Annotated in this window: 22 protein-coding genes, 1 tRNA gene and 1 pseudogene; 9 read left to right on the top strand and 15 right to left on the bottom strand. The window is 63.6% G+C overall.

Going from position 1 to position 26,353, the window contains the following annotated elements; translation table 11 throughout:
• Window positions 1-23: 23 nt before the first annotated feature.
• From RBJ75_RS26310 to RBJ75_RS26300, 3 genes are all read right to left on the bottom strand, one after another.
• On the bottom strand, window positions 24-1,277 hold the full coding sequence (locus RBJ75_RS26310) for an ABC transporter substrate-binding protein (protein ID WP_044414012.1): 1,254 nt from the start codon (window positions 1,275-1,277) through the stop codon (window positions 24-26).
• Between the two features lie 55 nt (window positions 1,278-1,332).
• Window positions 1,333-2,925 carry a flotillin family protein gene (locus tag RBJ75_RS26305; RefSeq protein ID WP_160297946.1) on the bottom strand — a complete coding sequence of 531 codons (1,593 nt, stop codon included), beginning with the start codon at window positions 2,923-2,925 and terminating at the stop codon, window positions 1,333-1,335.
• A gap of 320 nt (window positions 2,926-3,245) precedes the next feature.
• Entirely contained in the window at window positions 3,246-4,130 is an 885-nt protein-coding gene (locus tag RBJ75_RS26300; RefSeq protein WP_044414039.1) for a LysR substrate-binding domain-containing protein, read from the bottom strand.
• A gap of 243 nt (window positions 4,131-4,373) precedes the next feature.
• Here RBJ75_RS26300 and RBJ75_RS26295 point away from each other — a divergent pair, with 243 nt between their 5' ends.
• Together RBJ75_RS26295 and RBJ75_RS26290 are read left to right on the top strand one after the other, a co-directional pair.
• Window positions 4,374-5,120, top strand: coding sequence for a haloacid dehalogenase type II (locus RBJ75_RS26295; protein WP_044414018.1), 747 nt, complete (start codon window positions 4,374-4,376; stop codon window positions 5,118-5,120).
• 180 nt (window positions 5,121-5,300) lie between these two features.
• Window positions 5,301-5,783 (top strand): annotated as a pseudogene (locus tag RBJ75_RS26290) (DUF692 family multinuclear iron-containing protein); the annotation flags it as partial.
• A 202-nt stretch (window positions 5,784-5,985) separates the two neighbouring features.
• Here the strand turns inward: RBJ75_RS26290 and RBJ75_RS26280 are convergent.
• From RBJ75_RS26280 to mnmA, 5 genes are all read right to left on the bottom strand, one after another.
• Entirely contained in the window at window positions 5,986-6,252 is a 267-nt protein-coding gene (locus tag RBJ75_RS26280) for a hypothetical protein (RefSeq protein ID WP_411194485.1), read from the bottom strand.
• Window positions 6,253-6,590: 338 nt separating this feature from the next.
• Window positions 6,591-6,667, bottom strand: a tRNA-Met gene (locus RBJ75_RS26275).
• Window positions 6,668-6,783: 116 nt separating this feature from the next.
• Window positions 6,784-7,122, bottom strand: coding sequence for a hypothetical protein (locus RBJ75_RS26270; protein ID WP_080901267.1), 339 nt, complete (start codon window positions 7,120-7,122; stop codon window positions 6,784-6,786).
• Window positions 7,123-7,228: 106 nt separating this feature from the next.
• Entirely contained in the window at window positions 7,229-7,867 is a 639-nt protein-coding gene (locus RBJ75_RS26265) for a class I SAM-dependent methyltransferase (RefSeq protein ID WP_044418392.1), read from the bottom strand.
• An 18-nt stretch (window positions 7,868-7,885) separates the two neighbouring features.
• Window positions 7,886-9,094, bottom strand: coding sequence for a tRNA 2-thiouridine(34) synthase MnmA (gene mnmA / locus RBJ75_RS26260; protein ID WP_080901266.1), 1,209 nt, complete (start codon window positions 9,092-9,094; stop codon window positions 7,886-7,888).
• Between the two features lie 466 nt (window positions 9,095-9,560).
• Here mnmA and RBJ75_RS26255 point away from each other — a divergent pair, with 466 nt between their 5' ends.
• Window positions 9,561-11,159, top strand: a complete 1,599-nt coding sequence (locus RBJ75_RS26255; RefSeq protein WP_044418394.1) for a flagellar hook-length control protein FliK — start codon at window positions 9,561-9,563, stop codon at window positions 11,157-11,159.
• Between the two features lie 10 nt (window positions 11,160-11,169).
• The gene (locus RBJ75_RS26250) at window positions 11,170-11,859 is read left to right on the top strand and encodes a flagellar hook assembly protein FlgD (protein WP_044418387.1); all 690 of its coding nucleotides are present in this window, start codon (window positions 11,170-11,172) and stop codon (window positions 11,857-11,859) included.
• A gap of 7 nt (window positions 11,860-11,866) precedes the next feature.
• Here RBJ75_RS26250 and RBJ75_RS26245 read toward each other — a convergent pair whose 3' ends face one another.
• Together RBJ75_RS26245 and RBJ75_RS26240 are read right to left on the bottom strand one after the other, a co-directional pair.
• Window positions 11,867-12,673, bottom strand: coding sequence for a lytic transglycosylase domain-containing protein (locus RBJ75_RS26245; protein WP_044418385.1), 807 nt, complete (start codon window positions 12,671-12,673; stop codon window positions 11,867-11,869).
• 140 nt (window positions 12,674-12,813) lie between these two features.
• The gene (locus RBJ75_RS26240) at window positions 12,814-13,392 is read right to left on the bottom strand and encodes a type 1 glutamine amidotransferase domain-containing protein (protein ID WP_044418383.1); all 579 of its coding nucleotides are present in this window, start codon (window positions 13,390-13,392) and stop codon (window positions 12,814-12,816) included.
• Between the two features lie 549 nt (window positions 13,393-13,941).
• Between RBJ75_RS26240 and RBJ75_RS26235 the strand changes: the two genes are divergently transcribed.
• Window positions 13,942-14,280 carry a hypothetical protein gene (locus tag RBJ75_RS26235; RefSeq protein WP_044418381.1) on the top strand — a complete coding sequence of 113 codons (339 nt, stop codon included), beginning with the start codon at window positions 13,942-13,944 and terminating at the stop codon, window positions 14,278-14,280.
• Window positions 14,281-14,288: 8 nt separating this feature from the next.
• On the opposite strand, the gene RBJ75_RS26230 is transcribed toward RBJ75_RS26235, so the two are convergent.
• Window positions 14,289-14,612: a cupin domain-containing protein gene (locus RBJ75_RS26230; RefSeq protein WP_044418379.1), complete on the bottom strand. Its 324-nt coding sequence runs from the start codon at window positions 14,610-14,612 to the stop codon at window positions 14,289-14,291.
• A gap of 153 nt (window positions 14,613-14,765) precedes the next feature.
• On the opposite strand from RBJ75_RS26230, the gene RBJ75_RS26225 reads away from it, so the two are divergent.
• The 4 genes from RBJ75_RS26225 to RBJ75_RS26210 all read left to right on the top strand — a co-directional run bounded on the left by RBJ75_RS26225 (window position 14,766) and on the right by RBJ75_RS26210 (window position 20,650).
• Window positions 14,766-15,617: an SDR family NAD(P)-dependent oxidoreductase gene (locus tag RBJ75_RS26225; protein ID WP_044418377.1), complete on the top strand. Its 852-nt coding sequence runs from the start codon at window positions 14,766-14,768 to the stop codon at window positions 15,615-15,617.
• Between the two features lie 105 nt (window positions 15,618-15,722).
• Window positions 15,723-17,018 carry an MFS transporter gene (locus tag RBJ75_RS26220; protein WP_044418375.1) on the top strand — a complete coding sequence of 432 codons (1,296 nt, stop codon included), beginning with the start codon at window positions 15,723-15,725 and terminating at the stop codon, window positions 17,016-17,018.
• A gap of 942 nt (window positions 17,019-17,960) precedes the next feature.
• Window positions 17,961-19,847, top strand: a complete 1,887-nt coding sequence (locus tag RBJ75_RS26215; RefSeq protein WP_044418373.1) for a DUF262 domain-containing protein — start codon at window positions 17,961-17,963, stop codon at window positions 19,845-19,847.
• A 479-nt stretch (window positions 19,848-20,326) separates the two neighbouring features.
• Entirely contained in the window at window positions 20,327-20,650 is a 324-nt protein-coding gene (locus RBJ75_RS26210; protein ID WP_044418313.1) for a HigA family addiction module antitoxin, read from the top strand.
• A gap of 365 nt (window positions 20,651-21,015) precedes the next feature.
• Here RBJ75_RS26210 and RBJ75_RS26205 read toward each other — a convergent pair whose 3' ends face one another.
• From RBJ75_RS26205 to rpoD, 4 genes are all read right to left on the bottom strand, one after another.
• The gene (locus RBJ75_RS26205) at window positions 21,016-22,773 is read right to left on the bottom strand and encodes a sensor domain-containing diguanylate cyclase (protein WP_044418828.1); all 1,758 of its coding nucleotides are present in this window, start codon (window positions 22,771-22,773) and stop codon (window positions 21,016-21,018) included.
• 759 nt (window positions 22,774-23,532) lie between these two features.
• On the bottom strand, window positions 23,533-23,802 hold the full coding sequence (locus RBJ75_RS26200) for a DUF2442 domain-containing protein (RefSeq protein WP_044416391.1): 270 nt from the start codon (window positions 23,800-23,802) through the stop codon (window positions 23,533-23,535).
• Window positions 23,792-24,058: a DUF4160 domain-containing protein gene (locus RBJ75_RS26195; RefSeq protein WP_044416394.1), complete on the bottom strand. Its 267-nt coding sequence runs from the start codon at window positions 24,056-24,058 to the stop codon at window positions 23,792-23,794. The genes RBJ75_RS26200 and RBJ75_RS26195 overlap by 11 nt, the downstream gene beginning before the upstream one ends.
• 11 nt (window positions 24,059-24,069) lie before the next feature.
• Window positions 24,070-26,193 (bottom strand): RNA polymerase sigma factor RpoD, encoded by a 2,124-nt coding sequence (rpoD, locus tag RBJ75_RS26190; RefSeq protein ID WP_276156616.1) that lies wholly within the window; start codon window positions 26,191-26,193, stop codon window positions 24,070-24,072.
• Window positions 26,194-26,353: the final 160 nt, after the last annotated feature.

Here is a 26,353-nt window from a genome sequence, read left to right as displayed (position 1 = left end):
TTCGACCCGGTGGCGCCGATCTGCTACTTTATTCCGGCAGCCTTCAGGCCGTTCTCGAAATAGAATTTCGACTGGTTCGGATTGGCGTTCAGATCGCAGACCAGCAGCGTATCGGTCGGCGGCTGCGCCTGGAACGATTCGATGATGTTCAGCTTCTGGTTACGCACTTCGGCGAGATAGATGTTCTGCAGCAGATGATTGGTCTTCGGTTCGATGGTGACGGTGCCGCTTGGGCCGGCGAAGCTCACCGGGCTGCGCAGGGCCTTGATCACTTCGGCGCGGTCGGTGGTCCCTGCCTTGCGGACGCCTTCAGCCCACAGATGCACGCCTTCGTAAGACCGCGCTGTCACTTCCGACACGTAGTTGATCTTGCTGCTCGCATTTGCCCGGAGGTCGGCAACGAATTTCTTGTTGGCGGGGGTATCTATTTCCTCGAAATAGGCGAAGCAGACGATCATTCCTTCGGATTCTTCGGCTGCGACCAGCTTGTGTTCGCCGCCCACCGTAAAGACCGTCGACGCGATCGGAATAGTCTTGGTCAGGCCGACCGCCGCGTATTGACGATAGAACGAAATGTGCGCAGCGCCGACCAGCGCCGACATCACAAAGTCCGGTTTGGCGGCCTGGATCTTCTTGATGGTCGGGCCGAAATTGGTGACATCGAGCGGAAAGAATTCCACCTCGACGGTTTCGCCGCCATTGTCGTGGACGTATTTCTTCACCCAGTCCGACGTGATTTGCCCGTAATTGTAATCGGCCGCCACGACATAGACCTTCTTGCCCCATTTCTTCATCACATAGGGCACCAGCTTTTCCACCGTCTGCGCCGGCGTCGATCCGGTACAGAAAGTGTTGAAGTCGCAGACGCCCCCTTCGTAGAAGGTGTTGTAGAAATAGAGGGTCTGGAATCGGTCCAGGACCGGCCGAATGGCTTCGCGCGAGGCCGAGGTGATGCCGCCATGGACGACGTCGACATGCTCGCCGGCCGCCGCCTGGGTCGCAAACTGGGTGTAGAACTGAATCGTCGTCTGCGGATCGTAGGTCGTCAGTTTGATCTGACGTCCGAGCAGGCCGCCGGCATCGTTGATCTCCTTGACGGCGAATTTGGTCGCCTCGAGCATCGGCGTGCCGAGCAATTCGAGCCCGCCCGACTGGTCGAGCAAAGCCGCCATCTTGATCGGTTCGGCGGCCCAAGCCGTGCGCATCAACCCCGGCGCTGCCAAGGCGAGAGATGCGGCGCTGGCGCTCTTCAGTAAGGTTCGGCGGCTGGTGACCATCTGTCGCTCCCGTGTGATGCCGAGTTGGAGGCTCTCCTCGCCCAGCCGGCTGATGTCATTCCTTGTCGGCGGACTTGCTATTCCCTGACTTCGGCGGATCCTGCGCCAAGCCCTCAGCGACCCGATGGATCCCTTCGGAGATGTTGATTCCGATTTCCTCGCCAAGCCTCTGCACGGCCGGCAACTGCAACGCCATCGACAGGATGCCGTCGATCACCTGGTTCACCACCGGACCGTTCGCACCGTTTGCAGCACTGCCTGCGCTCGGACCGAAGCCAGTGACGTGATTGATGCGGATCGAGTCGATCTTTTCGGCCGGCTTCACCATCTCGCGCACGACGTTCGGCAGCGCGTCGATCTTGGCGAGGTCGGTCTTCATTCGAATGATGAGGTCCGACTGCCGGTTCTCGGCGGCGAAGATCGCCGCGTCGCCTTCCGCCTTCGCCAGCATTTCGGCCAGCAGGGCACGCGCCTTGGTCTCGGTCGCTTCGGCCTCCGCAGCCGCCAGGGCACGCACGGTGCCGGCCTGTGATTCGACCCGGGTGTCGTCGACCTCAGCCTCCATCCTGGCCTCGATCACAGCCAGTTCCTTGCCTCTCTCGGCAACAGCGATGTCGCGCGCGGTCTCGACCGACTCGCGCGCCGAGGCGGCCTTGGCGAGGCTTGAATAGGCCAGCGCTTCGGCTGCGGCTTCCTCGGCCTTCTTGGCGGCGAGCTTGATTTCGGTATCGTGTTTCGACAGCTTGACGGACAAATCGGATATCAGTTCGAGTTCGCGAATGCCGCGGTCGTGCTCGATCTGCCGACCCCTCACCTCAGAATCGCGCTGGATCCGCGCCAACTCGCGGCGTCCTTCGGCTGTGGCCTGTGCCTCGGCCGTTTCGGCCATGGTGCGGGCACGATAGATCTCGACCGAGTGCTGCTGCGCCAGTTGGGCTTCTTCCTCCTCCTGGTCGATCACCAGCCGCCGCTTGGTGGCGTCGAGATGGCTCTGGCGGACCGCGACGTCGGCATTGTTTTCGATCTCGGCGCGTTCCCGCTTGTTGGTCGCGATCACTTCGGCAAGCCGGCGCATGCCGACTGCGTTGAAGGCATTGTCCTGGTCGAGCGCATGAAACGGCGTCTGGTCGAGCCGAGTCAGCGAAACCGCCTCCAGCAACAACCCATTCTGCTTCAGCCGCGCGGAAAGGGCCGCCGCGACCTCCGCGACATACTTGCCGCGATTGTCCTGCAGCGAATCCATGGTGTATTGCGCTGCCACGCTCAGCAGCGCGTCGACCAGCTTGCCTTCGAGGATGTCCGCAAGGTCTGCGGCGCGGAACCCCTTGCTGCCGAGCGCCTGAGCGGCGGTCGCAACACCCTCATCGGTGGGTTCGACCCGGACGTAGAATTCCGCCGTCGCGTCGATCCGGAGACGATCCTGGGTAATGATCGAACGCTCGCCCGCGCGCACGGTCTCCAGTCGTACCGTGCGCATGTTGATCTCGGCGACCTTGTGCACGATCGGCAGGCTCAGCACGCCGCCGTCGAGCACGACCCGCTGGCCGCCCAGACCAGTACGGACCAACGCAAGCTCGCGGCTCGCCTTGATATAGAAGCGATTGAGAAACAGGGCCGCCAATCCGATGATGGCGATGATGGCGATCAAAGCAGCCCAAATCAAACGCCCAGCGCCCCCGCGCGCACGGTTGCCTTCAGATCAGAAGCAAACTGGCCGCAGACCGCGGTCGCGATCACAGGTCATTTGCACTGCAGCAATCTGAGCACGCCCGTCATGTCAGGCAAAATGAGAAGATTCGGTTATGCCAATCGGCATCGCCGATGATGAACGGTCGATGCGGCTCGGGACCTGCCACTTCGGAAGTCGATAGCGCGCACGATCAGATCACTCGCTAACGATCACTTCACGTCTGCAGCTTCGCAGACGTTGCATGGCGACGTCGGCGCCCGAATTTGCGAGTGTGGAGGCTACACAGCCAGGCTCGCCGGCGCCGAGGGCCTGGCGTTAATCAGGCTGTCTGCCAGAAAATTGGCCAGCTCGCTGATGAGCCGAGAATTGCCGCGCCGGCCGAGCGAATACACCAGTTCCACCGTCGGCAACTGCGGCAGCCGCATGCCATGATGGACGATCCGCAGCGGCGGCGCCACCAGCGCGCGCGCCAGCACCGTGATGCCCATTCCTTCCACCGCGGCCGTCTTGAGGCATTCGAAGCTGGGACTGACGAAACTGAGATGCCAGGAGCGGGCATGGTCCTTCAGCGCGGCGATGGCGCAGCGGCGATAGGCGCAGCCTTCAGGAAACAGCACCAGCGGGACTGACTCACCCGCTTCGCCCGGAAAGTTCGGTCCGCTGACCCAGACCAACTGCTCCCGCAACGCCACGGTGCCGTATCCGCTGCCGGTTTCCTGCTTGAAGAAAGCGAGATCGAACTCGCCGCGCACGCTACGCCGCATCAGGCTTTCGGATTGGTTGGCTTCGACTTCCAGGCCGACCATCGGATGCTTGTTCTTGAAGCGCGCCAGCCAGGTCGTGAAATCACGCCCGAAGAAATCGAGCGGCACGCCGAGCCGAACCAGTCCGCTCAACACTTCGTCGGACATCGAGGCATAGGCTTCGTCGTTGAGCTGCAGGATCTTTCGCGCGTACTGCACGAGCTTGCTACCCTCCGAGGTCAATTCGAGCACCCGCCCCTTGCGCCGCGTCAACAGGGGCTTGCCGACCTGGGTCTCGAGTTTCGCGATCTGCTGGCTAATGGTGGACTGCGACCGACCGACGGTCTCGGCTGCGCGCGAAAAGCTCATGGTGTCGGCAATGACAAGAAACGAACGCAGGCAGTCGATATCGAAGTTCACAGACACCTCCAAAATCGCGAATTACGATATCGATCATTGCTAATATTCATTTTGTCACTTCGACGGACATCCGTAAAGTCCCGACGTCCGCTTTGCGCCGATAGGAGCAGGCCGAGCCGCCGCAATCGTCGATGCGCGGCGGATCGCATCGGCAGCTATGCGCGTTGACCGATCGTAGCCTCCGTTCCCACGCGAACAATCAATCAATCTTCCCAGTCGTAAGCCAGCCGAAAGAGTGCCCCCGTGACGATTAGAGCTGTGGTGTTTGATGCCTACGGGACTCTCTACGACATCCAGTCGGTCGCTGCGGTCACCGAGGACGCCTTCCCCGGATATGGCGAAATCATCACCCAGATCTGGCGCTTGAAGCAGTTGGAATACACCTGGTTGCGGTCGCTGATGCAGCGCTACGAAGATTTCTCGCTCATCACCCGCGACTCACTGACCTACACGCTGCGATGTCTCGGCTTGAACAGCGATCCGATCGTGTTTGAGCGCATCATCGCACAATACGCGCATCTTGCTCCCTATCCCGACGTTCCGGCCACTCTCGCCGCGATCAAGGGTCGAAAGTTGGCGATCCTGTCGAACGGCAGCCCCGGCATGCTGCACTCGCTGGTTCTCAACACCGGGCTGGCCCGCTTGCTCGATGCGACGATCAGTGTCGATTCCGAGAAGGTCTTCAAACCGGCCCCCGAGGCTTACAAACTGATCGAAGCCAACCTCGGCGTCGCCCCCGCTGAGGTGCTGTTCGTATCGTCGAATCCGTTCGACGTGAGCGGCGCCAAAGCCTTTGGGTTGAAAGTGGCGTGGATCGAGCGTGTCACCCCGACGGCCATGGCCGAGGCCTGCCTGAGCAGCGATCTGATCGCGCCGATTACGATGTTTCGCGCGCTTCGGACCCAGATGGACGAACTGGGCCATCTTCCGGATTACCGGATCAGCCAACTCTCCGCGCTGGTGGCGATCCTGTCGTCGAGAACTGAATAGCGGGCCCGGTTCCGCCTCGCAGTCAAGTATCGCAGGCCCGACCACCGGCATCGGTCTGGTAGCTCGCTCGGCCCACCTTCGACTTTCAGCTCCGTCTCGCGATCGCACCGGTCGCTGCTTGCCGTGGCCGTCGGGCCAGACCGCACGGTTCGAGAAACTCCACCGCAACTTCGCCACGACGAGGAGGCGATCCGCCGTCCTATCCTGCTGGAAAATCCTTCCACCTACGTGCTGTTTCGCGACTCGACGATGAGCGAGACCGATTTCATTCGCGAACTTGCCAGACGGTCGGGCTGCGGGCTGCTGCTCGACGTCAATAACGTGTTCGTATCCGCCACCAATCACGGCTTCTCCGCGCTGGACTATCTGGCGGATTTCCCGCTCGAACAGGTGCGCGAGATCCACCTTGCGGGGCATGCCGAACAGTCGGATGACGAGGGTGAACTGCTTCTGATCGACAGCCATGACGGCCCCGTCGCCGATGCGGTGTGGTCGCTGTTCGACATCGTCGCCGGGCGCTGCGGTCCGATCCCGACCCTTGTCGAATGAGACAGCAATAGACCCGATTGGCCGGTCCTCAAGGCCGAGGCTGCGGCGGCGCAGGCGATCCTTGATCGTCACGCCCAGTCATTCGCATCGGAATCGCGCCAGGCCGTGCGCTGACACCCCCTGGCGCCGCAGGCAACCGCCGGACGGTGCAGCCCCGTTCTGCGCGGCTTTGCTGGATCCCGATCGCGCCACGCCGGATTGCGTCACCGGCCCCCGCGGAAAGGCGGCGACCAAGCGCTACAACGTCTATCGCAACAACGTCACGGTCAGTCTGATCGAGGCTTTTTGGCTTCGATCTATCCCGCGGTCCAGAATATCAACCGAAGGAGAGCGTCACCGGACAATCGTCCGCTGTCGCGATCATCTGCTGCAACATCGAAACCATCGGCGCCACGCCTGTTCCGCTCGCCACCATCAGGAGCGGCCGCGTGCCGTTGCGCAGACAGAATGTGCCTGCGGGCCGCGGGCATGGATGACATCCCCCCCCCGCAGCCCGCTCGGTCAGATATCGCGACATCGCGCCACCATCGAGCAGACGGATATAGAGCTGCAGGATGCGGTCCTCGCGGGGCGCATTGGCCATCGAGTAGGAGCGCCATTCGGACGTTCCCGGCGCCTGAAGATGCACAATACCGAACGGGCAGAAATTCGAGCGGATGCAAGCCAAGCATGCGTGCCGTGACCCGGCCGTATTGGCGCGCTATGAACGGCAGCTCGCCACTCTGCGGGATGCCTTGTCCCAAGGAATCAATGCGGGAGATTCTGAGGCTGCTGAAGCGATCAGAGAGCTTGTGGAGACAGTGACGGTTTTCCGAGACCCGACACGACTAGGCGGGGTGATGGTCGAAATCGCCGGACGGTTGAACACGCTGCTCGGAGAACAAGCATATCCGAACAAGGTTCGGGGAGTGTGGGGAAAGGTGGTAGCGGGAGAGGGACTCGAACCCCCGACCCCAGGATTATGATTCCCGTGCTCTAACCAGCTGAGCTACCCCGCCACGGCGTTCACCCAAGGGCCAACGGACGTTGATCCGGTCCCTTATGAACGCGCGGCATATAAGAAGTCGGCTGCGGGCATGTCAAGCAAAGCACGCCGAGTGACGCGATAAACGACCTATTTAGGCTGGACCGTGGGATCGCCGCCGGGGGTCCCGGGGGGCGGGATCACCCGCATTGTTCCGGTCTGCGGGGTGGGAGCGCGCATTTCCGGGTCAATCCCGGTCGGCGGACACAGAACCCCATTGGAGTCGGCGAGCTTTTCGCCGAGCGGACGACCCTGGCCCGTGGTGATCCCTGGCTTGGCCGAGCCACTCTGGCCCGGCGCGATCGCCGCGGGCGCGCAGCCGGACGGATTTGCCGCTGTGGGTGGCGCGGCCGGGGGCGTCTGAGCACTCGCCTGGTGACAGACGGCGAAAACGAGACAACAGGTTGCGATCAGAGTTTTGGTCATCATGATCGACCAACGCAAAGGGCTTATTGTCGTTCCGGGCTGCGCTGTGCGGTTGTCGGAAAAGGATCGCTGCCATGCGACGGTTCCAGCCGCGCAACCGCAGGCTAAATCAGAGCTTGCGATAGCGGATCAGCGAAAAATGCCCCATCGGGGGCATCGGTCGCCGCTCCGCCAGTTCCACGCCGCCATGGCCGGCGGCCCAATCGACCAGCCTTCCCCAGGGGAATTCCGGGCGCCAACCGAGCCGCCGCGCCAATGGCGCGAAGGCCAGCTCAAACAAACGCCGCGGCCCGCTTTCGGCGCCGATATGGTTGACCAGGATCAGCTCGCCGCCGGGCTTCAACACCCGGATGAAATCGTCCAGCGTGGCTTCGGGATCGGGCACCGCCGTAATCACATATTGCGCCACCACGGCGTCGAAAAACGCTTCCGGAAACGCCAGATTCTTGGCGTCCATGACGGCGAGGGTTTCGACATTGGTCAGCTTCAAGGCGCGCACGCGCTCATGCGCCTTGCGCAGCATCGGCTCGCTGATATCGACGCCGCATAGCCGCGTGGTGGGCGAATAGTCCGATAATGATAGGCCGGTGCCGACGCCGACATCCAGCACCCGCCCGCCGATCGCATCGGCCACCGCGATGGTGGATTGTCGTCCGCTGTCGAACACCTTGCCGAACACCAGATCGTAGACCGGCGCCCAGCGCGCATAGGCCTTCGCGACGCCGGCGCGATCGATATCGTTCCCCATGGCTTGCCCCGGTGATTCCTATCCGCGCAGTCCGGCGACAAGCGTGCGCGAGGTGGCCGCATCGCGGTCATGCGCCGGACGTTCGCCGCTGCTGCGCGGCATCGCGCTTTTGATAAAGCCGCCGCCGAGCACGCGCGCCTGCCCGTGTGCCGCGTCGTAAAACACACAGGCCTGGCCGGGGGAAACGCCTTCCTCGCCGGCGATCAGCTCGATCTCATAGCCGCCATTGGCCGCACGCAGCCAGGCCGGCTGCGGCGCGCGGGTGGACCTGACCCGCACGAACAGTTCCAGGCCGTCGCCGACCGCTTCGTCGAGCGGGCCATCGCCAATCCAGTTGACGTCGCGCAGGATGATGCGATCCATCCGCAGCGCCTCGCGCGAGCCGACCACCACCTGTCGGCTGGCAGCATCGAGCCGCACCACATAAAGCGGTGCCCGCGACGCGATGCCCAATCCGCGGCGCTGGCCGACGGTGAAATGCACGATGCCGGGGTGGGTGCCGAGCACGCGGCCGTTGAGATCGACGATGTCGCCGGGCTCCATCGCATTCGGCTTCAGCCGTTCGACGATATCGGTGTAGCGTCCGGTCGGCACGAAACAGATGTCCTGGCTGTCGTGCTTGTCGGCAACCGACAGGCCGAAGCCGCGCGCCAGCTCCCTGGTCTGCGGCTTGGTCATGTCGCCGAGCGGGAAGCGCAGAAAATCGAGCTGATCGCGCGTGGTCGCGAACAGGAAGTAGCTCTGGTCGCGATCGGCATCGGCGGCGCAGACCAGCGCGCGCGAGCCATCGCTCAGCCGGCGCGACGACACGTAATGGCCGGTGGCGAGCGCCGAGGCGCCAAGTTCGCGCGCCGTCGCCAACAGATCACGAAACTTGATCGAGCGGTTGCATTCGATGCACGGCACCGGGGTTTCGCCCGAGGCATAACTATCCGCGAAGCTGTCGATCACGGATTCGCGGAAGCGGCTTTCATAGTCCAGCACGTAATGCGGAATCCCGATCCGCTCGGCGACCGCGCGAGCGTCGTGGATATCCTGCCCGGCGCAGCAGGCGCCCTTGCGGTGGGTGGCGGCGCCGTGATCATAGAGCTGCAGGGTGATGCCGACGACGTCATAGCCTTGGGATTTCAACAGCGCCGCGGTGGCCGAGGAATCCACGCCGCCCGACATCGCGACGACAACGCGGGTGTCCTGCGGACGACCTTCGAGATCCAGGCTGTTGAGCATTGCTGTGGTCATTCGATGCGGTCGCGGCATCGACCTTGGGTGTGTTTCGCGGGAGATCGTGGAGCCATAATCCGCAAGATATGGAATGCCGACCTTTAATATAGGCCGCATTCCGTCGAAGCAATCATCGACAGTGGAATAACGGGACCTGGAACGGCAAATCTTGCCGGGAGAGGCAGAAAAGGCTCGGCCGGCGGCCCGCCACCGGCCCAGCAAATTCCACCAACCCATTGAAATATCATTATTTTATTTCGGGCCCCGGGATGGCCCGGTCCTTGCTGCAGGAATCGGGATGATCGCCCGAGCGGCGGACATTCGCCGGCCGGCGGTCTCCAGGTGCCGGCAAACCATTCGAGAGAAGTCCTAAGCAGGACCGCACTGAAAACATCGTTTCTGGCGTCCCTTGTCTTCGAAGTTCGCGCAAGGGGCGCTGCAGAGTATCGCGAACTTCGGATTCGGGACACGCGTGTTCAACGCCACATCAGAAATCGCCGCAACGGTTCCGGCACAAAATACCCGGGCCCCCGCACGATCGGAGCGGGCCTCGGACAGTTTCGCTTCGCTTGTCGACAGCAAGGCTGCGCCCGACAATTCCCGTGGGCAGGCGCCGGATCCGCGTCCGCAACGCAGCCAGGCCGACGATCTGGCCAAGGCCGACAGCCTTTCGTCGCGCAACGATCGATCCGACGCAGCGAACCTGGCGCGCGAGCGCAATGAGGACGCGCAACGTGCCGCCGACCGCAATGCCAATGCCAGCGCCGACGCGAAAGCTGCCGCAGATGCGCGAGCCGACGCCAACGCCAAGTCGAACGCGAAGCCCGATGCGCCCGCCAAGGATGCGCCCGCCAAAGATTCATCGGCTAAGGCCGACACCCGCCGCGACGCCAAGAATTCCGACCCCGACAAGGCAGACGCGCCCCCTGACAAGGCCGATGCGGCGACCGATGGGGCCACGACCGCGGCGGCGACCGATGAGGGAACCACTACGCCGATCGTGATCGCTGTGCCGGTGACCGTCGCCCCGAGCGATGCCGCAGCAACCGACACGGCTGTGACGACGTCGTCAACGTCCCCCTTGGCGATCGCGGCGGCGGCGGCGTTGAAGGCCCAGGCGGCGATCAGCGGCCAATCCGACGACGCGCAGACGGCGGGTCAGCCGGCGACTGGGGCAGCGACGGCTGACGCCAGCGCCCCCACGACCGGCGAAACCACCGACGCCGCGGCGCTTGCCGAACTTAAAGCAGCGTTTGCCGGCGCCAAACCGGCCGAGCCCGCCGCGAAATCCGCGACGGCGGCCGGACCCGCCGCATCGATTGCTACCGACGCCGACGCCACGGCACCCCAGGCCTCAACCGGGACCCCATCGACGCAGACAGAAACGGCGTCGCCCACCGGCGACGGCAACGCCAAGAGCACCGGCACCGCGACGGCGCTACCCGACGTGACCGCCCAATCGGCGGCGCCGAAAGCCGCGGCTACGGACCGCGACCACAAGGCCGCAACCGCGGCGCAAGCGGCGCTTGATCCGTCGGCATTGAATCAGACCGCGGTCAACACCGCGCAGCAGCCGCAATCGCCAAATCCCGCGACCCTGCCGGCGCCGGCAACGCAGTTCAACGTCGCCGCCGCCACCGGCGCCCCGGTGGCGCTGCGCGATCTGGCGGTGCAGATCGCAGCCACCGCGCGCGCCGGCAACAGCCGCTTCGAGATCCGACTTGATCCCGCCGATCTCGGCCGCATCGATGTCCGGATCGACGTCAACAAGCACGGCCAGGTGACGTCGCATCTGACGGTGGAAAAGCCCGAGACGCTGGCGATGCTGCGCCTGGATTCACCGCAGCTGCAGCGCGCACTGGATGATGCCGGGCTGCGCACCGGTGACGGCGGCCTGCAATTCAGCCTGCGCGACCAATCCTCGTCGGGCCAGAACAATGGCGGCCAAGAGCAAGGGCGCAACTCCCATCGCCTGGTCATCAGCGAAGAGGAAATCGTGCCTGCGGCCGTCGCGGGACGCAGCTATGGCCGGATGCTCGGTGCGAGCAGCGGCGTCGATATCAGGATCTGAGGAACCAGCCATGGCCATCGATGCAACCACCGTCCCCCCGCCGGTTTCGGGAGTCAGCCCCGTCACCTCGAGCACCGACACCACCACCAAGACGGCGGGAATCGCCGATAATTTCCAGACCTTTCTGACGCTGCTGACCACGCAGTTGAAGAACCAGAATCCGCTCGATCCGCTCGACACCAATCAGTTCACCCAGCAGCTGGTGCAGTTCGCCGGCGTCGAACAGCAGCTGAAATCCAACGACGCGCTGGCGTCGCTGGTGAAACTGCAATCTGCCGCGCAGAGCACCCAGGCGCTGAATTTCGTCGGCACCACCGCGGTAGTCGACGGCTCCACGACGTCGCTCGACAAGGGCGTGGCGGCGTGGGGCCTGAGCCTCGACAAACCATCCTCGGTGAAGCTGACGATCAGCAATTCGACGGGCCAGACAGTTTTCCAGGGCAATTACGCGATGAGCGCCGGAAAGGACCAGTCGTTCGTGTGGGACGGCAAGGGCAATGACGGCACGCAATGGCCGGACGGCAATTACACGATTTCCGCGGTCGGCACCGACGCTGCCGGCCAGAACGTCGCGGTCTCGAGCGAGATCCACGGCGTGGTGGATTCCGCCGACCTCTCCACGACCCCGCCGAAACTGTCGATCGGCGGCCAGACCTTCACCCTCGACCAGGTCAAGAAGGTGGTGCGCGCCGGGACTTAAGGTTCCGCTACTGCCCGACCAGTCGGTCGGCGAAATAGCCGATGGTCTTGCGATAGATCGTCGCCCGATTCCATTCGCGCATCACCTGGAAATTCGCCGAACCTTCCTCATAGGAGCCGCCGGGGTGCCAGCCCGCGGTGTGCAGCAGGTTGGCGGTGGAGGCCAGCACGTCGGGTACGCTGTGGCGCAGATCGACATGGCCGTTGCCGTCGAAATCGACGCCGTATTTGATGTAGGACGACGGCAGAAACTGGGTCTGGCCGATCTCGCCGGCGAAAGCGCCGACCAGATCCCGCAATGGCAGATCGCCACGCTGCAGGATTTTCAACGCGGCCAGCAATTCGCCCTGAAACAGCTCGGTGCGGCGGCAATCATGCGCCAGCGTCGCCAGGGTGCGGACCACCGGCATCTTGCCCATGTCGCCCTTGCCGAAATCGCTCTCCAATCCCCAGATCGCCACCAGGATCTGCGGCGGTACTCCGAACTGGCGTTCGATCCGCGACAGCAGCGAGGCGTGGCGCAGCAGCATCGCCCGGCCGGCCTTGATCCGGCCGGCGCCAACCCTGGTCGAGACATATTGTTCGAAAGTCTTGTCGAAGGTGCCGCGCTGTCGACGATCAAACTGCAGCACCTTCGCATCCTCGGTCACGCCGTCCAGCGCCTGGGAAATCACGCTTTGTGAAATCCCGGCGGCGCTGGCCTCGGCCGACATCGCCGCCACGAAAGAATTGAAATCGCCGCCACAGCGGGCGGCGTGAGCGGGCAGAGCGAAGATGGCGGAGAGCAGAACGCCGGCGAACACGCGAAACATCATGAATGACCCTGGCTGGGAGAAGCGAGCAGCCATGATGGCACGCAATCTGTGTCCGAACAACGACGGCGCCATTGCCCCCGTGTCGCGGGCGAGGCCGGCGGGGAGGCCGCGTGAAAGCGCCCTCCCCACGGCGAGGCTGATCAGGCGGCGCGGCGCTGATGTTTGCCCTCGCGGACTTCCTCGATGATCTTGTTGCAGAATGCCTCCAGATCGCCGGGGTTGCGCGAAGTGATCACGCCATTGTCGACCACCACCTGGGAATCCTCCCATTTGGCGCCCGCATTAATCACGTCCTGCTTGATCGAATGATATGAAGTCATCCGCCGGCCCTTGGCGATCCCGGTCTCGATCAACAGCCACGGCGCGTGACACACCGCCGCCACCGGCTTGCCGGCCTCGAAGAACGCCTTGATCAGCTTCAGCGCATCGGCATTGACGCGTAGCAGATCGGGATTGATCTGACCGCCGGGCAACACGATGGCGTCGTAATCATCCGCCCTGGCCTGGCCTAGGGCCTTGTCGACCTTCACGGCGCGGCCCCAATCCTTCTTGTCCCAGCCTTTGATCTCGCCCTGCTCCGGCGACACGATGTCGACCTGGGCGCCGGCTTCGCGCAACCCATCACGCGGCACTTCGAGTTCCGACTGCTCGAAACCATTGGTGGCGAGAATGGCGATGCGCTTGCCGCCGATTTGTCCTGACAAATTCTGTGCTGCCATATTGGTCTCCTGTTCTCGATGCCCCGACTGGTTAATGGGCCGCATCTCCTATCGTTCCGGGAACAACACGCAGGCTTGAGCGGCTGCGCGCGGCGGTCGTCGCATCGGTCGTCGCGGCGGCGAAATCGCCGGCAATGCAAACGAAGCGTTAACCGCCGCGCCGCAAGTTGAACTGTTCGCGCCATCGCGCGGGCCATTCACCATCACCACTCACCAACAATGGAAGGCTCTGAAGTGTCGACGGTTACCCATACGTCGCTCGACGACGACGAATTCGAAAGCCAACACGGATTCTATCGCGATCTGTGCGATTTTTTCCGCCGTTTCTTGATCGCGGCGTTCAATCCTCGCCGTACTGACTGACGTAACGAATAGTTTGCGTAAAGAAGATCTTGCGTAACGAATATCTTGAAGCGGCTCCGGCGCTCGGTTCCAGGCGCCGGGGCGCTCAGGCTGCAGACCGCGGCACGGCTGACCTGCAGCAATCGGCTTTCCGCACCGCACGGAAATTGCTAGGATTAGGTCTGATTTCAATTTGCAGGTGATGCGATGACCAAGCGATGGCGTCCATGGACCCGGTTCCCGCTGCCGAAGCATCCGCTGTTCCGGCTGCTGGCGATCAATCTGGCGATCGGCATCGGAATCGCGACCGCCGTTGTCGGTGCCCTGTTGGCGCTCAATCCGGGCGGGCTGCGCGACCTGATCCTGGCCGATGATTCGCCCGGCACCGCGCTCGGGCTGCTGCTGTTCGGCTTCGTGGTGACGTTCGGTTCGGCCGTGATGGGCAGCGCCATCATGGCGATGGGCTATGAGCCGCCGAAACCCGATGGCGGCGGCGGCAAGCTCGCTTACGCCCGGATCGCGGCCCACGGGCGCGGGCACGGTTAAGCGGGCGCTCACGGGCAGAACAGCGCCAACCACACCGTTGGCTGCTCGGACTGCGTCGCCTCGACGCGATGGCGGCAATGCGCCGGAATCTCCAGATAGCTGCCGGGCGTCAACGCCACCACGCGGTCCCCCTCTTCGAAGCGCAATGTCGCGGCGCCTGCCAGCAGCACCACGAATTCATGTTCGCTCTGGTCGTACCAGAAGCCCGGCGGGCTGGCCTGCCCGGTCGAGACGATGCGTTCGATCCGGACATCGCCGCGCGACAGCAGCGTCTCGAGGCTTTCGTCGGGTCCGGGCGCGGGCAGATCGCCGAGCAGATGTCCGCTGCGCATGTCGCTACTCCTGTTCGGCTGGCCGGCGCGTGGTGCCCGACACAGAATAAACCCTCTTGATTCCGCGGTCACCGGATTGTGGTCATGATCGCGTGGTGATGTCGCGGCGCGCCCCGACGCCCTGCCCGATTGATCCTGCCTGAAGGCCTCACCATGCCGCATCCTGCTTTGTCCGACCATTCCGTCGCCGTGATCACCGGCGGCGCCTCCGGCATTGGGCTTGCCGTCGCGACGCGGTTCGCGGCGCGCGACATGAATGTCTGCATCGCCGATCTCGGCGCCGAGCGGCTGGCGCATGCCGCCGCGACGATCGGCGCGGCGGCGCCGCGCGGCGCCGATTCGGTGATGACGATGGAGACCGATGTCAGCCGCTTTGAGGAGGTGACGCGGCTGGAGGAAGCGGTGCGCACGCGCTTCGGCGGGACCGATGTGCTGATGAACAATGCCGGGATCCAGATCGCCACCGACGCCTGCGGCCCGCGCGACAATTGGGAGCGGCTGCTCGGCGTCAATCTGTGGGGCGTGATCAACGGCATCCAGGCGTTCACGCCGGGAATGATCGCGCGCGGCCGGCCCGGCCTCGTCATCAACACCGGCTCCAAGCAGGGCATTACCACGCCGCCGGGCAACCCGGCCTACAATGTCGCCAAGGCCGGCGTGAAGGCACTGACCGAGGCGCTGCAGCACGAATTGCGCAACATTGAGGGCTGCCGCATCAGCGCTCATCTGCTGATCCCCGGCTTCGTGTTCACGCCGCTGACCGCGGGCAGTCGCAGCGAAAAGCCGGCGGCGGCCTGGACCCCGGAGCAGACCGCCGACTTCATGATCGAGAGCCTCGGGCGCGGCGATTTCTACATTCTGTGCCCGGACAATGACGTGCCGCGTGCGCTCGATGAGAAGCGGATGGCCTGGGCGATCGGCGACATCATCGAGAACCGGCCGCCGCTGTCGCGGTGGCATCCGGACTATGCCGAGGCCTTCCGGGCCTTCGTGACCAAGCCCTGAGATCCACCCACATTTTGTTTGACCCATGACGCCGACGCAGCGCATGGCAGACTTCGAGCGATGACGGTGATCGTTGCCCTCCAATATCGCTAGGACCCATCCCCGATGGTGAAGACGTTGCGCCCGATCGCGTCGCTGCTGCTGGCGGCGGCGCTGCTGCTCGCCGGCAACGGCGCCCAGTTCACGCTGCTGCCGTTGCGCGGCCAGGCCGAGGGATTTTCCACCTTCGCGCTCGGCCTGATCGGTTCGGCCTATTATGTCGGCTTCGTCGCCGGCTGCCTGTTCGGCCCCTATCTGATCCTGCGCGCCGGCCATATCCGCGCCTTCACCGCGATGGTGGCAATCGCCGCCGCCACCACTTTGGCCTATGCGCTGGCGCCCTATCCGCTGCCGTGGTGCGTGCTGCGGCTGTGCACCGGCTTCGCGCTGGCGGGATTCTACCTGGTGCTGGAAAGCTGGCTCAATGACGGCGCCAGCAACACGATGCGCGGCTATGTGATGTCGGCCTATATCACCGTCACCTATCTGGCGATGGTGGGCGGCCAGATGCTGATCACGCTGTATCCGGTCGAGCAGGACAGCGCCTTCATGGTGGCGGCGCTGCTGTCGGCGCTGGCGATCGTGCCGGTGGCGCTGACCAGCTCGGCGCAGCCGGCGCCGATCACCCTGTTCCGGTTTCAGCCCCGGCAGCTTTACGAAGCCGCGCCGGTGGCGCTGATCGGCAGCTTCGCGATCGGCCTGGCCAATGGCGCGTTCTGGGCGCTGGGCCCGGTCTCGGCCGCAGGCAGCGGGCTCAATCATGAATCGGTGGCGGTGTTCATGAGCGTCTCGATCCTGGCCGGCGCCCTGGCGCAATGGCCGATCGGCCGGCTGTCGGACCGCGTCGACCGCCGCAAGGTGCTGCTGGTGCTGCTGGTCGGCGCCGCCGCCACCGGCGTCGCGCTGTGGCAGCTGGCGGCGACCGGCACGCTGATGCTGGTGTTCGGCTTTGCGTTCGGCGCGCTGGCGCTGCCGGGCTATTCGCTCGCCGCCGCGCACGCTTATGACAAGACCCCGGTGAGCGACATGGTGGCGACCGCCGCCACCGTGCTGCTGGCCAATGGGCTGGGCTCGGTGTTCGGCCCGCTGCTGGCGACCGGCTTTCTCACTCCGGAGGGCCCGCGCCGTCTGTTCCTGTTCACCGCCTTGGTCGAGGCCGCGCTCGCCGCCTATGTGTTCTACCGCATCCTGGTGCAGGCCTCGCTGAAGCCCGCCGACAAGACCGGCTTCGATCTCGTCACCACCGCGTCGATCGGCGGCGTGGTCACCACCGGCACGCTCGACCCGGACGACCCGTCGGTCGGCGTGCCGGAGGGATTTGTGGCGACCGAGGAGGATGCGCGGGTGGAGGAGCCGGCGTGAAGCCGCGCCCGCGTCAGCGGCAAGCCCGGCCGCGGCGGCGATGATCTCGGCGTGAACGGACATGAGTCATCGGCCCCGTTGTTTGGACGGCGCGGGGACGCCGATCGGTTTGGCGCGAACGGGCCGCCTGCCCCTTCGCCGCGCCCCAACGAGGGCGCGCGGAACGCCGGACGCGCGATGCGTCCGCAGCCTCATGCGCGATGAAAACAAGCGCACGAGTTAGTCACCACGAAAGCACCGACAGGTCCGGCGTTCCGCACGCGGTGAGGCTTCCGGCTTGCTTCGTGCTCTCCCCGGTGGCGTTTGATACGCTTGGATTCGTCACCGTCGGGACTGAGCTGTTCGGAAGACGCGAGCCTGTTCGCAGGCTGGTCTGGACCGGTTGTTTCCCGCGGCCGGTCGGCTCACGGGCGCTCTATCCCTTGACGCCAGCGACGGGCGTCGGGACCACACGACTTGGGCCGGCGCGCAATGGCGATGCAGATGGAGCGCATCTCCGCCCCGGCCCGCACCGCACAGCGTCGTCGTCCTGGCGCCTCGATCCGGCGGCTCCATAAATCCCGCGGCCGAGCCCTGCGGACCCACAGCCACGGCATCCCCTGCCGCCATCCCTCCGCGCCCGACGCTGCCGCGTCCACCGCACCCCGCCCCGCGACACGAGACGATCGCGAGCCGCCCCTCGTTGATGGAGCGGGATGGATAGGAATATATACCGGGACGGGGAGATTGTCAACACGCGCATAGGAAGCATGTTGGGATAGAGCGAAGCGATACCTGCCTCGCCAGGACGGCGGGCTTTCGCAGAGCGCTCAACCCATCCTGCGGGTGCGGCGTAATTTCAAGTACAGTAGATGAGGCAAGATTATAAAGCGCCATTTTAACCGTTCAACGTTCGCGCAATACCCGCCATATTTGGCGGATCATTCCTGAGGAGATTGCAGCTTGAAATCCGAAACTCAAGATATTCAGCAGATTTTTCAAGACCGCCGCCAATATCGTGTACCTTTCTATCAGCGCGCCTATGTTTGGGACAAAGAAGAGCAATGGGATCCGCTGTGGAATGACATCCGTGACAAAGCTGATTTACGGGTCAACAGTGATACCACCACACCTCATTTTCTTGGGGCAATCGTCCTTGAGCCCCAGCCGCGGCGCGGTTTGAGGGGCGTCGAGGCATACCACATCATTGATGGACAGCAACGCCTTACAACATTGCAGTACTTCCTGGCTGCACTCGCAATGACGCTGCGCGCTAACGATGTGGCGGCACTCCAAACCGTCATCGATGGCTGCCTTTGGAATCCAAATACCGATACGATGGAAAAGCCCGAAATAGAATGCTTCAAAGTCTGGCCGACGTTTAGGGACCGGGAGCCGTACCAAGAGGCTCTTAAGGCAATGAACCGAGATGAACTTCGCTCGAGTTTCGCGGTGAGCTTTACTCAAAGCGGGACGCTAAAAAAGATTGGCGTCGACCATCCGGCAGCACTCGAAGCAATCTGGTTCTTCGCCGATCAAATCGACGAGTGGCTATCGCTTTTTGCCGGATCGGAACGCGAGCGAGCTCTCGAACATCTAGCCGAAGCGACACTTAGAGATTTCCGCGTTGTGGCTATTTCCCTGGAAGAGAACGACGATGCCCAGGTGATCTTCGAGACGCTAAACGGACGCGGCGCTGAACTCAATGCGACGGACCTAATCCGCAATTTCATTTTCATGCGGGCGGACCGAGAGGATGTGGATGCAGGCAACCTGTATGACACGCTCTGGACTCCGTTCGAAGGTCAATTTTGGATCGAGGAGCAGCGCAGGGGCCGATTGCGAAAACCTCGACTGGAATGGTTTGTGCAGACGGCATTGCAAGCTGAAATGGCCGACACCGTAGAGATCGGACGCCTTTACAACAATTATCGGCGATACGGAATTGGTGGGCGGGCGCCCATCCCCGCCGAGACGCAACTCCGGATGCTAACACTCCACGCGGACCAATACCGGGAACTGATATCGGGCAACGGCAATAATCCGATCGGTCGATTTGGAAGGCGCATGGCTGTGTGGGACGCGTCCCCCACGCACTCCCTAGCCATTCGCGTTGCATCTCTTGGCTTACCGGAAGCCGCCCAAACTTCGATTTATAACGACATTGTTTCGTTTATTGTTCGCCGGACGGTTTGCGGCCTCACGACAAAGAATTATAATAATGTTTTTTTGCAGTTATTGAAGAAGTTCAAGGGCGATGAGGCCACGGCGAGTGGCTTTCATACCTCGCTGGCCGCTCTTGACGGTCAGGCTTCGCGCTGGCCACGCGACGACGAGTTTCGAAGAGCGTGGCTGAATGAACCCGCACACCGCAATTTCGGGGATGTTTCCCGCGTTCGCGCCGTTCTTACTGAACTCGAAAATGCCATGCGGACCCTGCGAACCGAAGAGCCATTCACGCCGACGCTTGGCACTCTCGACGTGGATCACATTTTGCCAGACAAATGGTACGATCATTGGCCCCTCCGCGGCGAAACCGTTACCGCCGACGAAGCATCAAATGCACTTCTCAGTAGCCTCGGAATGTCGACGCCAACAGCCCGAACCGAGAGGATTCTACTTCGAGAAAGGCTAAAGGCAACTCTCGGCAACCTTACCATGGTCCACTACGGTGTGAACCGATCACTGCAGAACGGACCATTTCCACAAAAACGTGAACGCTTTTTCGTTGAATCCAACCTTCATCTTAATCGCACGCTTATGCGCGCTGAGAACTGGGACGAGGAGGACATCCAGAAGCGCGGTAACGCCCTATTCGAAACTGCTCGCACGATTTGGCAATCACCTTGATAGCACCGATGTAAGACCGAGCGAACTCAGAAATTTGCGACATGCACCTGAGGAGAGGCCGCGGGCAAGCGCGGCGAGATTCCGGGTTCGCGCGCAGCTGGCGCTGCGCACGCCCCGGAATGACCGGGACGAAATTGCGGCGAAGCAGCCTGTGAAACGGATGAGGGCCCGTGGGGCGCAGGATGGGTTTGACCCGTAGGGCGGATTAACCGAAGGCGTAATCCGCCGCGAACGGAGTGGTGGGTTACGGCTTCGCCTAACCCACCCTACGGTCCTATATAAAAGTCTAGACGAGTAGCGGTCTTCTCCCCTCCCCCTTGCGGGGAGGGGTCGGGGGTGGGGGTCCACAACGGAAGCCTCGCCTTGTGGCACCCCCACCCCGGCCTCCGCTTCGCTCGGCCGCCCCTCCCCGCAAGGGGGAGGGGTAACCGAAAGGCTGCGGCCAAGAGACACGGCTTGGACTATCATTAGGACGCCTCATGAGACGGACAACGCGCGCGACGGTGAGTATGCGCATGAAGAGCCCGGCGCATCCCGGCGGCTTCGTCAGGCATGAGATCATCGATCCCTTGCAACTGTCCGTCACCGATGCCGCCAAGGTTTTGGGCGTCACGCGCCCGGCGCTGTCCGCCCTGCTGAACGAGCGCGCCGCGCTGTCGCCGGAAATGGCGCTGCGGATCGAAAAGGCCTTCGGCGTCTCGATGGATGCCTTGATGCGGATGCAGAACAGTTTTGACATCGCGCAGGCACGCAAGCGCGCCGGCGAAATCAAAGTTGCGCGCTACGCGGGCGCGGCCGAATAGCAATGCACCTTGCGCCGCGCGACGGCTCGCGTGATGGCGGATCACGCTACGCTGATCCGCCCTGCGTGCTCACCCACCGCCCTGGTCATTCCGGGGCGCGGAGGCCGCCAGGCCGAGCGAACCCGGAATCTTGCCACACGTACCTGATGAGAGGCCGCGGGTGCGCGCGGCGAGATTCCGGGGGCGCGCGCAGCTGGCGCTGCGCACGCCCCGGAATGACCGGGACGAAATTGTGGCGAAGCAGCTGGGGGAACGGATAAGGGCCCGGCCCGCAGGATGGGTTGAGCGAAGCGATGCCCGTATCGCGGCGGCGATGGGTTTCGCAGGGTGTGAGACCGCGCCGCGCGCCCCCAACGCCGCCTCGCTCAGGCCCGCGCCTTCACCACCTGGTCGAGCGCCGCGACGGGCTCGAACAGTTCGAACCGGTTGCGGCCGGCGCGCTTGGCGGCGTAGAGCGCGGCATCCGCCTCGGCAATCGCGGTGTCGATCGAGCCTCCGGCCTCCGCCTGGCAGGCGCCGATGCTGACCGTCAGCGCGATGTCCTGACCATCGTCGAAGCGGATCGGGGCCGCGTTCATCGCCGCGACCATGCGCTCGCACAGCCTGCGCAGGCCGTCGCGGTCGCAATCCTCCACCAGCGCGACGAACTCGTCGCCGCCCCACCGGGCGCAGCTGTCGTTGCCGCTCAGCAGCCGCTCCAGCCGCCGCGCGGTTTCACACAATAGACGATCGCCGGCCAGATGACCGAACCTGTCGTTGACGTCCTTGAACTGATCCAGATCGATCAGCAGCAGCCCGGGCGATTTCGACGCCAGCGGCGACGCGGACATCGCCTGCTCGAACATTTGGGTGAACCCCCGGCGGTTGGGAATTTCGGTCAAAAGATCGATATTGGCGAGACGCCGCAGCTTCTCGGTTCGCTCGTTGACCAGATCCTCGAGACCACGGGTATGGTCTTGCACGGCGCGGGCCATGCCCGACAGAGTGCGCGACAGCCGGCCGATCTCGTCGCGGCCAGGGTCGACCGCGATATGGTCGAAGTCACCGTCCTCGACCCGTCGGGCGGCGGACTCGACCGACGCCAGACGATCGAGCACCACCCGGCGGAACAAGATGGTGACGAGCCCGATCGCCACGGTCATCATCACGATCAGCAGCAGCGCGACCGGCGTGAACAGCCGACGATCGATGATGGCGTCGAGGTCCATCAGCGTGACGTTGAACCAGCCGAGCCGATCGAGATAGCCGACCCCGACCAGAAATTCGTGCCCGCCGATCGTCATGAAACGCGACTCGACGGCTTTGGACCCGGCGGAGACGCGCTTCATCATGGCGGCGAGCGCGGCGGCGTCGGCCGGCTTGTCGACCTGCTGGAAGATGGTCTTCTTGGTCTTGGTGTCCTTGGTGAGGCTATGGAAATCGACCATGCCCTGATCGCGGTGCGCCTGGATGGCGCCGGAGCGATCGACGAACATGCTGGTGACGCCGGTCTGCGGCAGCGCCACCACCTCGCGGATGAATTCGCTGAGGTCGACGCCAGTGCCGATCACGCCGAGAACCCGGCCCTGCTCGGTGAGGACGCAGTTGATCCAGACCTTGGTGACGGCGAGATGATCGTCGCGGTCGACGTTGAGCTGGCAGGGCTCGCCGGCCGCGATCGTCTTGAAGTACCAGCCGTCGCGCGGATTGTCGCGGCTGACCCGATAGCGCAGCTGATTGCCCTGGTAGGCGTTGGCGGCATCGTTGAAATAGTAATTGCCCGACGCGTGAACGACGAAGAAATAGCTCTTGTCGTGAAACGACAAGCGGAATTGCTCGAGTTCCGCCAGCCCGCGCGCCGCCTTGCCGGGATCGGATTCGTCCTGCGCCCATTCGCGAACCGCCGGCGAGCGCGCGACCGTCTCGGCCAGCGACACCTCGCGGATCAGCGCTTCGAGGCCGCGATAGCGATCGAACAGCACCTGCTTCTCGGCGAACAGCGTGCCGAGCGCCACCACGGTGTTCCGGGTCAGAGCTTCGAACGCCAGATAGGCCGGCACGGCGATCAGGCCGAACACGAAGACGGTCACCACCAGAACCCGCGTCTTCAGGCTGGTGGCAATCTGGTTCCAGAAGGCGCGCATCGTGCTTGGTGTCATCTCCCGGCGAAACAGCCCGTCGTTGCGAGCCCCAGCGCCACGCGGTTGCGCCGAGACCATCGAATACGACTAAAATCTGAAGGCTTCACTAATGGTTTACGGTGTCGCGCCCGCGCCCCAAACGCGGCGGCGGATCGCCTGGGCGGCCCATAGCCCGTCGGATGGGTTGAGCGAAGCGATAGCCATGTCGCCGGCGGCCATCGGTTTCAAAAAGGGCTCAACCCATCCGACGAACTCGCATCGTCATTCCGGGGCGCGAGGCCGCAGGCCGAGCGAACCCGGAATCTTGCGACAGATAACTGATGAGAGGCCGCTGGCGCGCGCGGCGAGATTCCGGGTTCGCGCGCAGCTAGCGCTGCGCACGCCCCGGAATGACCGGGGATGAAATTGCGGCGAAGTAGCAAGCGAAACGGATGAGCGCGTAGGATGGGTTGAGCGAAGCGAACCCCATCTCGCCGGTGGCCATGGGTTTCGCAATGGGCTCAACCCATCCGACGCACCCCCGCCTGTCATTCCGGGGCGCGAGGCCGCAGGCCGAACGAACCCGGAATCTTGCGACAGATAGCTGATGAGAGGCCGTTGGCGCGCTCGGCGAGATTCCGGGTTCGCGCGCAGCTGGCGCTGCGCACGCCCCGGAATGACCGGGAATGAAATTGCGGCGAAGTAGCAAGCGTGGCCTGGATGGAGCACAGCTCGATCCGGAAGATGGGCACGGCGCAATCGCGCCTTTGCCCACCGTCCTACCTACTCCGCCGCGACGCGCGTCAATTCGCCGGCGCGTTGCATCTCACGGCGCAGCCATTCGGGCGCGATATCGAATCCGTTCGGCCAGGTCGGCGCGCCGAATTCCAGAAAGACGCGGGCGAAATAGGCTTGGTCTCGCAGCGGTTCGAGCATCGGTCCGGGCTCGGCGATGTCGCGGGCGAAGTCATGCACGCCCTCGCTGCCATCGTTGAAACGGACGCGAAGCCGAAAGCCGCCGACCTTTTCGAGCTGAGTGACCTTAGTCAACATCGAGACCTGCGATCCTCTCGGGTTGTTGGCCTGCCCTGGCGCGATCCCAATTATCCCGCAATTGGTCGCGGCGCGCCAGCGCCCATTCCTTGACAAGTCGCGCCGCCGCGCGCGGCAACGCTCCCTCGATCACCTCGCCCGTATCGATCGCCACGAAGGCTTCGTACTCGCCGTAGACCGCATGGAAATGCGGCGGCGGGTGATCCCTGACGTACATCCGGATCGCAATGCCATAGAACCATGCAATGGTCGGCATCGCCGCCGATCCTAGTTATCCAAAAAGCTCCGCAGCTTCCGTGACCGGCTCGGGTGCTTCAGCTTGCGCAGCGCCTTGGCTTCGATCTGGCGGATGCGCTCTCTCGTCACCGAAAACTGCTGGCCGACTTCTTCCAGCGTGTGGTCGGTGTTCATGCCGATGCCGAAGCGCATGCGCAGCACGCGTTCCTCGCGCGGCGTCAAGGACGCCAGCACGCGGGTCGTGGTCTCGCGCAGATTGCTCTGGATCGCGGCGTCGATCGGCAGGATCGCGTTCTTGTCCTCGATGAAATCGCCGAGATGCGAATCTTCCTCGTCGCCGACCGGGGTTTCGAGCGACAGCGGCTCTTTCGCAATCTTCAGAACTTTCCGAACCTTCTCCAGCGGCATGCCGAGCTTTTCGGCGAGCTCCTCCGGAGTGGGTTCGCGGCCGATCTCGTTGAGCATCTGCCGCGACGTGCGCACGATCTTGTTGATGGTCTCGATCATGTGCACCGGAATACGAATGGTGCGGGCCTGGTCGGCGATGCTGCGCGTGATCGCCTGGCGGATCCACCAGGTCGCATAGGTCGAGAATTTATAGCCGCGGCGATATTCGAATTTGTCGACCGCCTTCATCAAGCCGATATTGCCTTCCTGGATCAGATCGAGGAATTGCAACCCGCGATTGGTGTATTTCTTGGCGATCGAAATGACGAGCCGCAGATTGGCCTCGACCATTTCCTTCTTGGCCTGGCGCGCTTCGCGCTCGCCCTTCTGCACGCCGTGCACGATCTTGCGGAATTCGCCGATCTCGAGCCCGGTCAGCGCGGCGAGAGACTGAATCTCCTGGCGCAGCTCTTTGATGCGGTCCTTCTCGTGATGGACAAAATTCTTCCAGCCCTTGGCGGAGAGTTTGGAGACGCGGTTGAGCCAGCGCGGATCGAGCTCGGAGCCCTGATAATTGCGCAGGAAGTCTTCGCGGGCGACACCGTGGCTGTCGCCCAGACGCAGCAGCCGGCCTTCGAACGACACCAGCTTCTTGTTGATGTCGTAGAGCTGCTCGACCAAGGAATCGATACGGGCCTGATTCAGCCGCAGCGATTTGACCTCGACGATGATCTCGTCTTTGAGCTTCTTGTATTTGCGCTCCTGCGACGGCGTCAGCTGCTCGCTTTGCAGCTGGTTGGCGATGTCCTGCTCCTGCAGGCGGCGCAGCTTCTTGTAGTTGTCGGCGATCTTGTCGAAAGTATCGACCACCTTCGGCTTCAGCTCGGCCTCGATCGCGGCCAGCGACATCTGATTTTCGAATTCGTCGTCGTCGCCATCGTCGGAGGATTCCGAGCTGCTGTCGGCCGCGGGGGCGGCGGCCGGCGCGGGGCGCGGCGGCGCGGCGCGGAACGGGGTCGCTGCCGGCGGCGCGGCAGGCGGTGCGACATGCGCGGGCGCCGCAGCGCTGGCCTCGCCGTCACCGGCGTCATCGCCGGCGGCGGGCGGGGCGATCAGCGCCGGATTCATGCCGTTCTTGGCGTCGGGGCCCGCATAGGTGGCCTCGAGATCGATGATGTCACGCAGGAAGATCTTTCCCTCGTTCAATTCATCGCGCCAGATGATGATGGCCTGGAACGTCAGCGGGCTTTCGCACAATCCGGCGATCATCGCCTCGCGGCCGGCCTCGATCCGTTTGGCGATGGCGATTTCGCCCTCGCGCGACAACAGCTCGACGGTGCCCATTTCGCGCAGATACATCCGCACCGGATCGTCGGTGCGCTCGCCGGGCTCGCTCTTCTTGGTCTCGGTGACGGCCTTGGCGGTGACCTCGACCAATTCGTTGTCGGGCTCTTCCTCGGCCTCGTCCTTGGCTTCCTCTTCGTCGCTGTCGGCGTCGTCGGCCTCGGACACATTGATGCCCATTTCGGACAGCATCGACATGATGTCCTCGATCTGCTCCGGCGAGGTGGTGTCGGACGGCAGCACGTCATTGAGCTGATCGAAAGTGACAAAGCCGCGCTTCTTGGCCTGCTTGATCATCTTCTTGACGGCGGCATCGGACAGGTCCAGCAACGGCGACGGCGCGTCAGCGGAGTCCTTTTCCGGCGCGTCCACGGCCTTGTCGTCCTTGTCTTTCACCTGCAGCGTCTTTGCCTTGCTGGCCATTCAATGCTCCTGAAACGCGCTCACGCAGGAAGCGTCGCCGCCCCCGCCATTCAACTCTTCGATCAAACTCGACGCGGAAAGGGCGGCGCATGACTTCGCCACCCGATATGATCTCGCTGGTTCTAACTCTCGTCGCGGCCTTGTACCGGAAGGCCCTTAA

It is taken from the genome of Rhodopseudomonas sp. BAL398 (genome assembly GCF_033001325.1).
GTDB lineage: Bacteria > Pseudomonadota > Alphaproteobacteria > Rhizobiales > Xanthobacteraceae > JARJEH01.
The sequence above is the reverse complement of the archived record's forward strand: the minus strand, read 5'-3'. Positions and strand labels throughout refer to the sequence as shown.

Excerpts from the sequence above, each read along its gene's own strand:
- RBJ75_RS26235 (WP_044418381.1), top strand. The coding sequence starts at position 13,942 with ATGACCAAGCGATGGCGTCCATGGACCCGGTTCCCGCTGCCGAAGCAT.
- RBJ75_RS26270 (WP_080901267.1), bottom strand. The coding sequence starts at position 7,122 with ATGATGACCAAAACTCTGATCGCAACCTGTTGTCTCGTTTTCGCCGTC.
- RBJ75_RS26280 (WP_411194485.1), bottom strand. The coding sequence starts at position 6,252 with ATGGCCAATGCGCCCCGCGAGGACCGCATCCTGCAGCTCTATATCCGT.
- RBJ75_RS26220 (WP_044418375.1), top strand. The coding sequence starts at position 15,723 with ATGGTGAAGACGTTGCGCCCGATCGCGTCGCTGCTGCTGGCGGCGGCG.
- RBJ75_RS26195 (WP_044416394.1), bottom strand. The coding sequence starts at position 24,058 with ATGCCGACCATTGCATGGTTCTATGGCATTGCGATCCGGATGTACGTC.
- RBJ75_RS26310 (WP_044414012.1), bottom strand. The coding sequence starts at position 1,277 with ATGGTCACCAGCCGCCGAACCTTACTGAAGAGCGCCAGCGCCGCATCT.
- RBJ75_RS26230 (WP_044418379.1), bottom strand. The coding sequence starts at position 14,612 with ATGCGCAGCGGACATCTGCTCGGCGATCTGCCCGCGCCCGGACCCGAC.
- RBJ75_RS26240 (WP_044418383.1), bottom strand. The coding sequence starts at position 13,392 with ATGGCAGCACAGAATTTGTCAGGACAAATCGGCGGCAAGCGCATCGCC.
- RBJ75_RS26265 (WP_044418392.1), bottom strand. The coding sequence starts at position 7,867 with ATGGGGAACGATATCGATCGCGCCGGCGTCGCGAAGGCCTATGCGCGC.
- RBJ75_RS26245 (WP_044418385.1), bottom strand. The coding sequence starts at position 12,673 with ATGATGTTTCGCGTGTTCGCCGGCGTTCTGCTCTCCGCCATCTTCGCT.
- RBJ75_RS26250 (WP_044418387.1), top strand. The coding sequence starts at position 11,170 with ATGGCCATCGATGCAACCACCGTCCCCCCGCCGGTTTCGGGAGTCAGC.
- RBJ75_RS26205 (WP_044418828.1), bottom strand. The coding sequence starts at position 22,773 with ATGCGCGCCTTCTGGAACCAGATTGCCACCAGCCTGAAGACGCGGGTT.
- RBJ75_RS26210 (WP_044418313.1), top strand. The coding sequence starts at position 20,327 with ATGAGACGGACAACGCGCGCGACGGTGAGTATGCGCATGAAGAGCCCG.
- RBJ75_RS26225 (WP_044418377.1), top strand. The coding sequence starts at position 14,766 with ATGCCGCATCCTGCTTTGTCCGACCATTCCGTCGCCGTGATCACCGGC.
- RBJ75_RS26200 (WP_044416391.1), bottom strand. The coding sequence starts at position 23,802 with ATGTTGACTAAGGTCACTCAGCTCGAAAAGGTCGGCGGCTTTCGGCTT.
- rpoD (WP_276156616.1), bottom strand. The coding sequence starts at position 26,193 with ATGGCCAGCAAGGCAAAGACGCTGCAGGTGAAAGACAAGGACGACAAG.
- mnmA (WP_080901266.1), bottom strand. The coding sequence starts at position 9,094 with ATGCTCAACAGCCTGGATCTCGAAGGTCGTCCGCAGGACACCCGCGTT.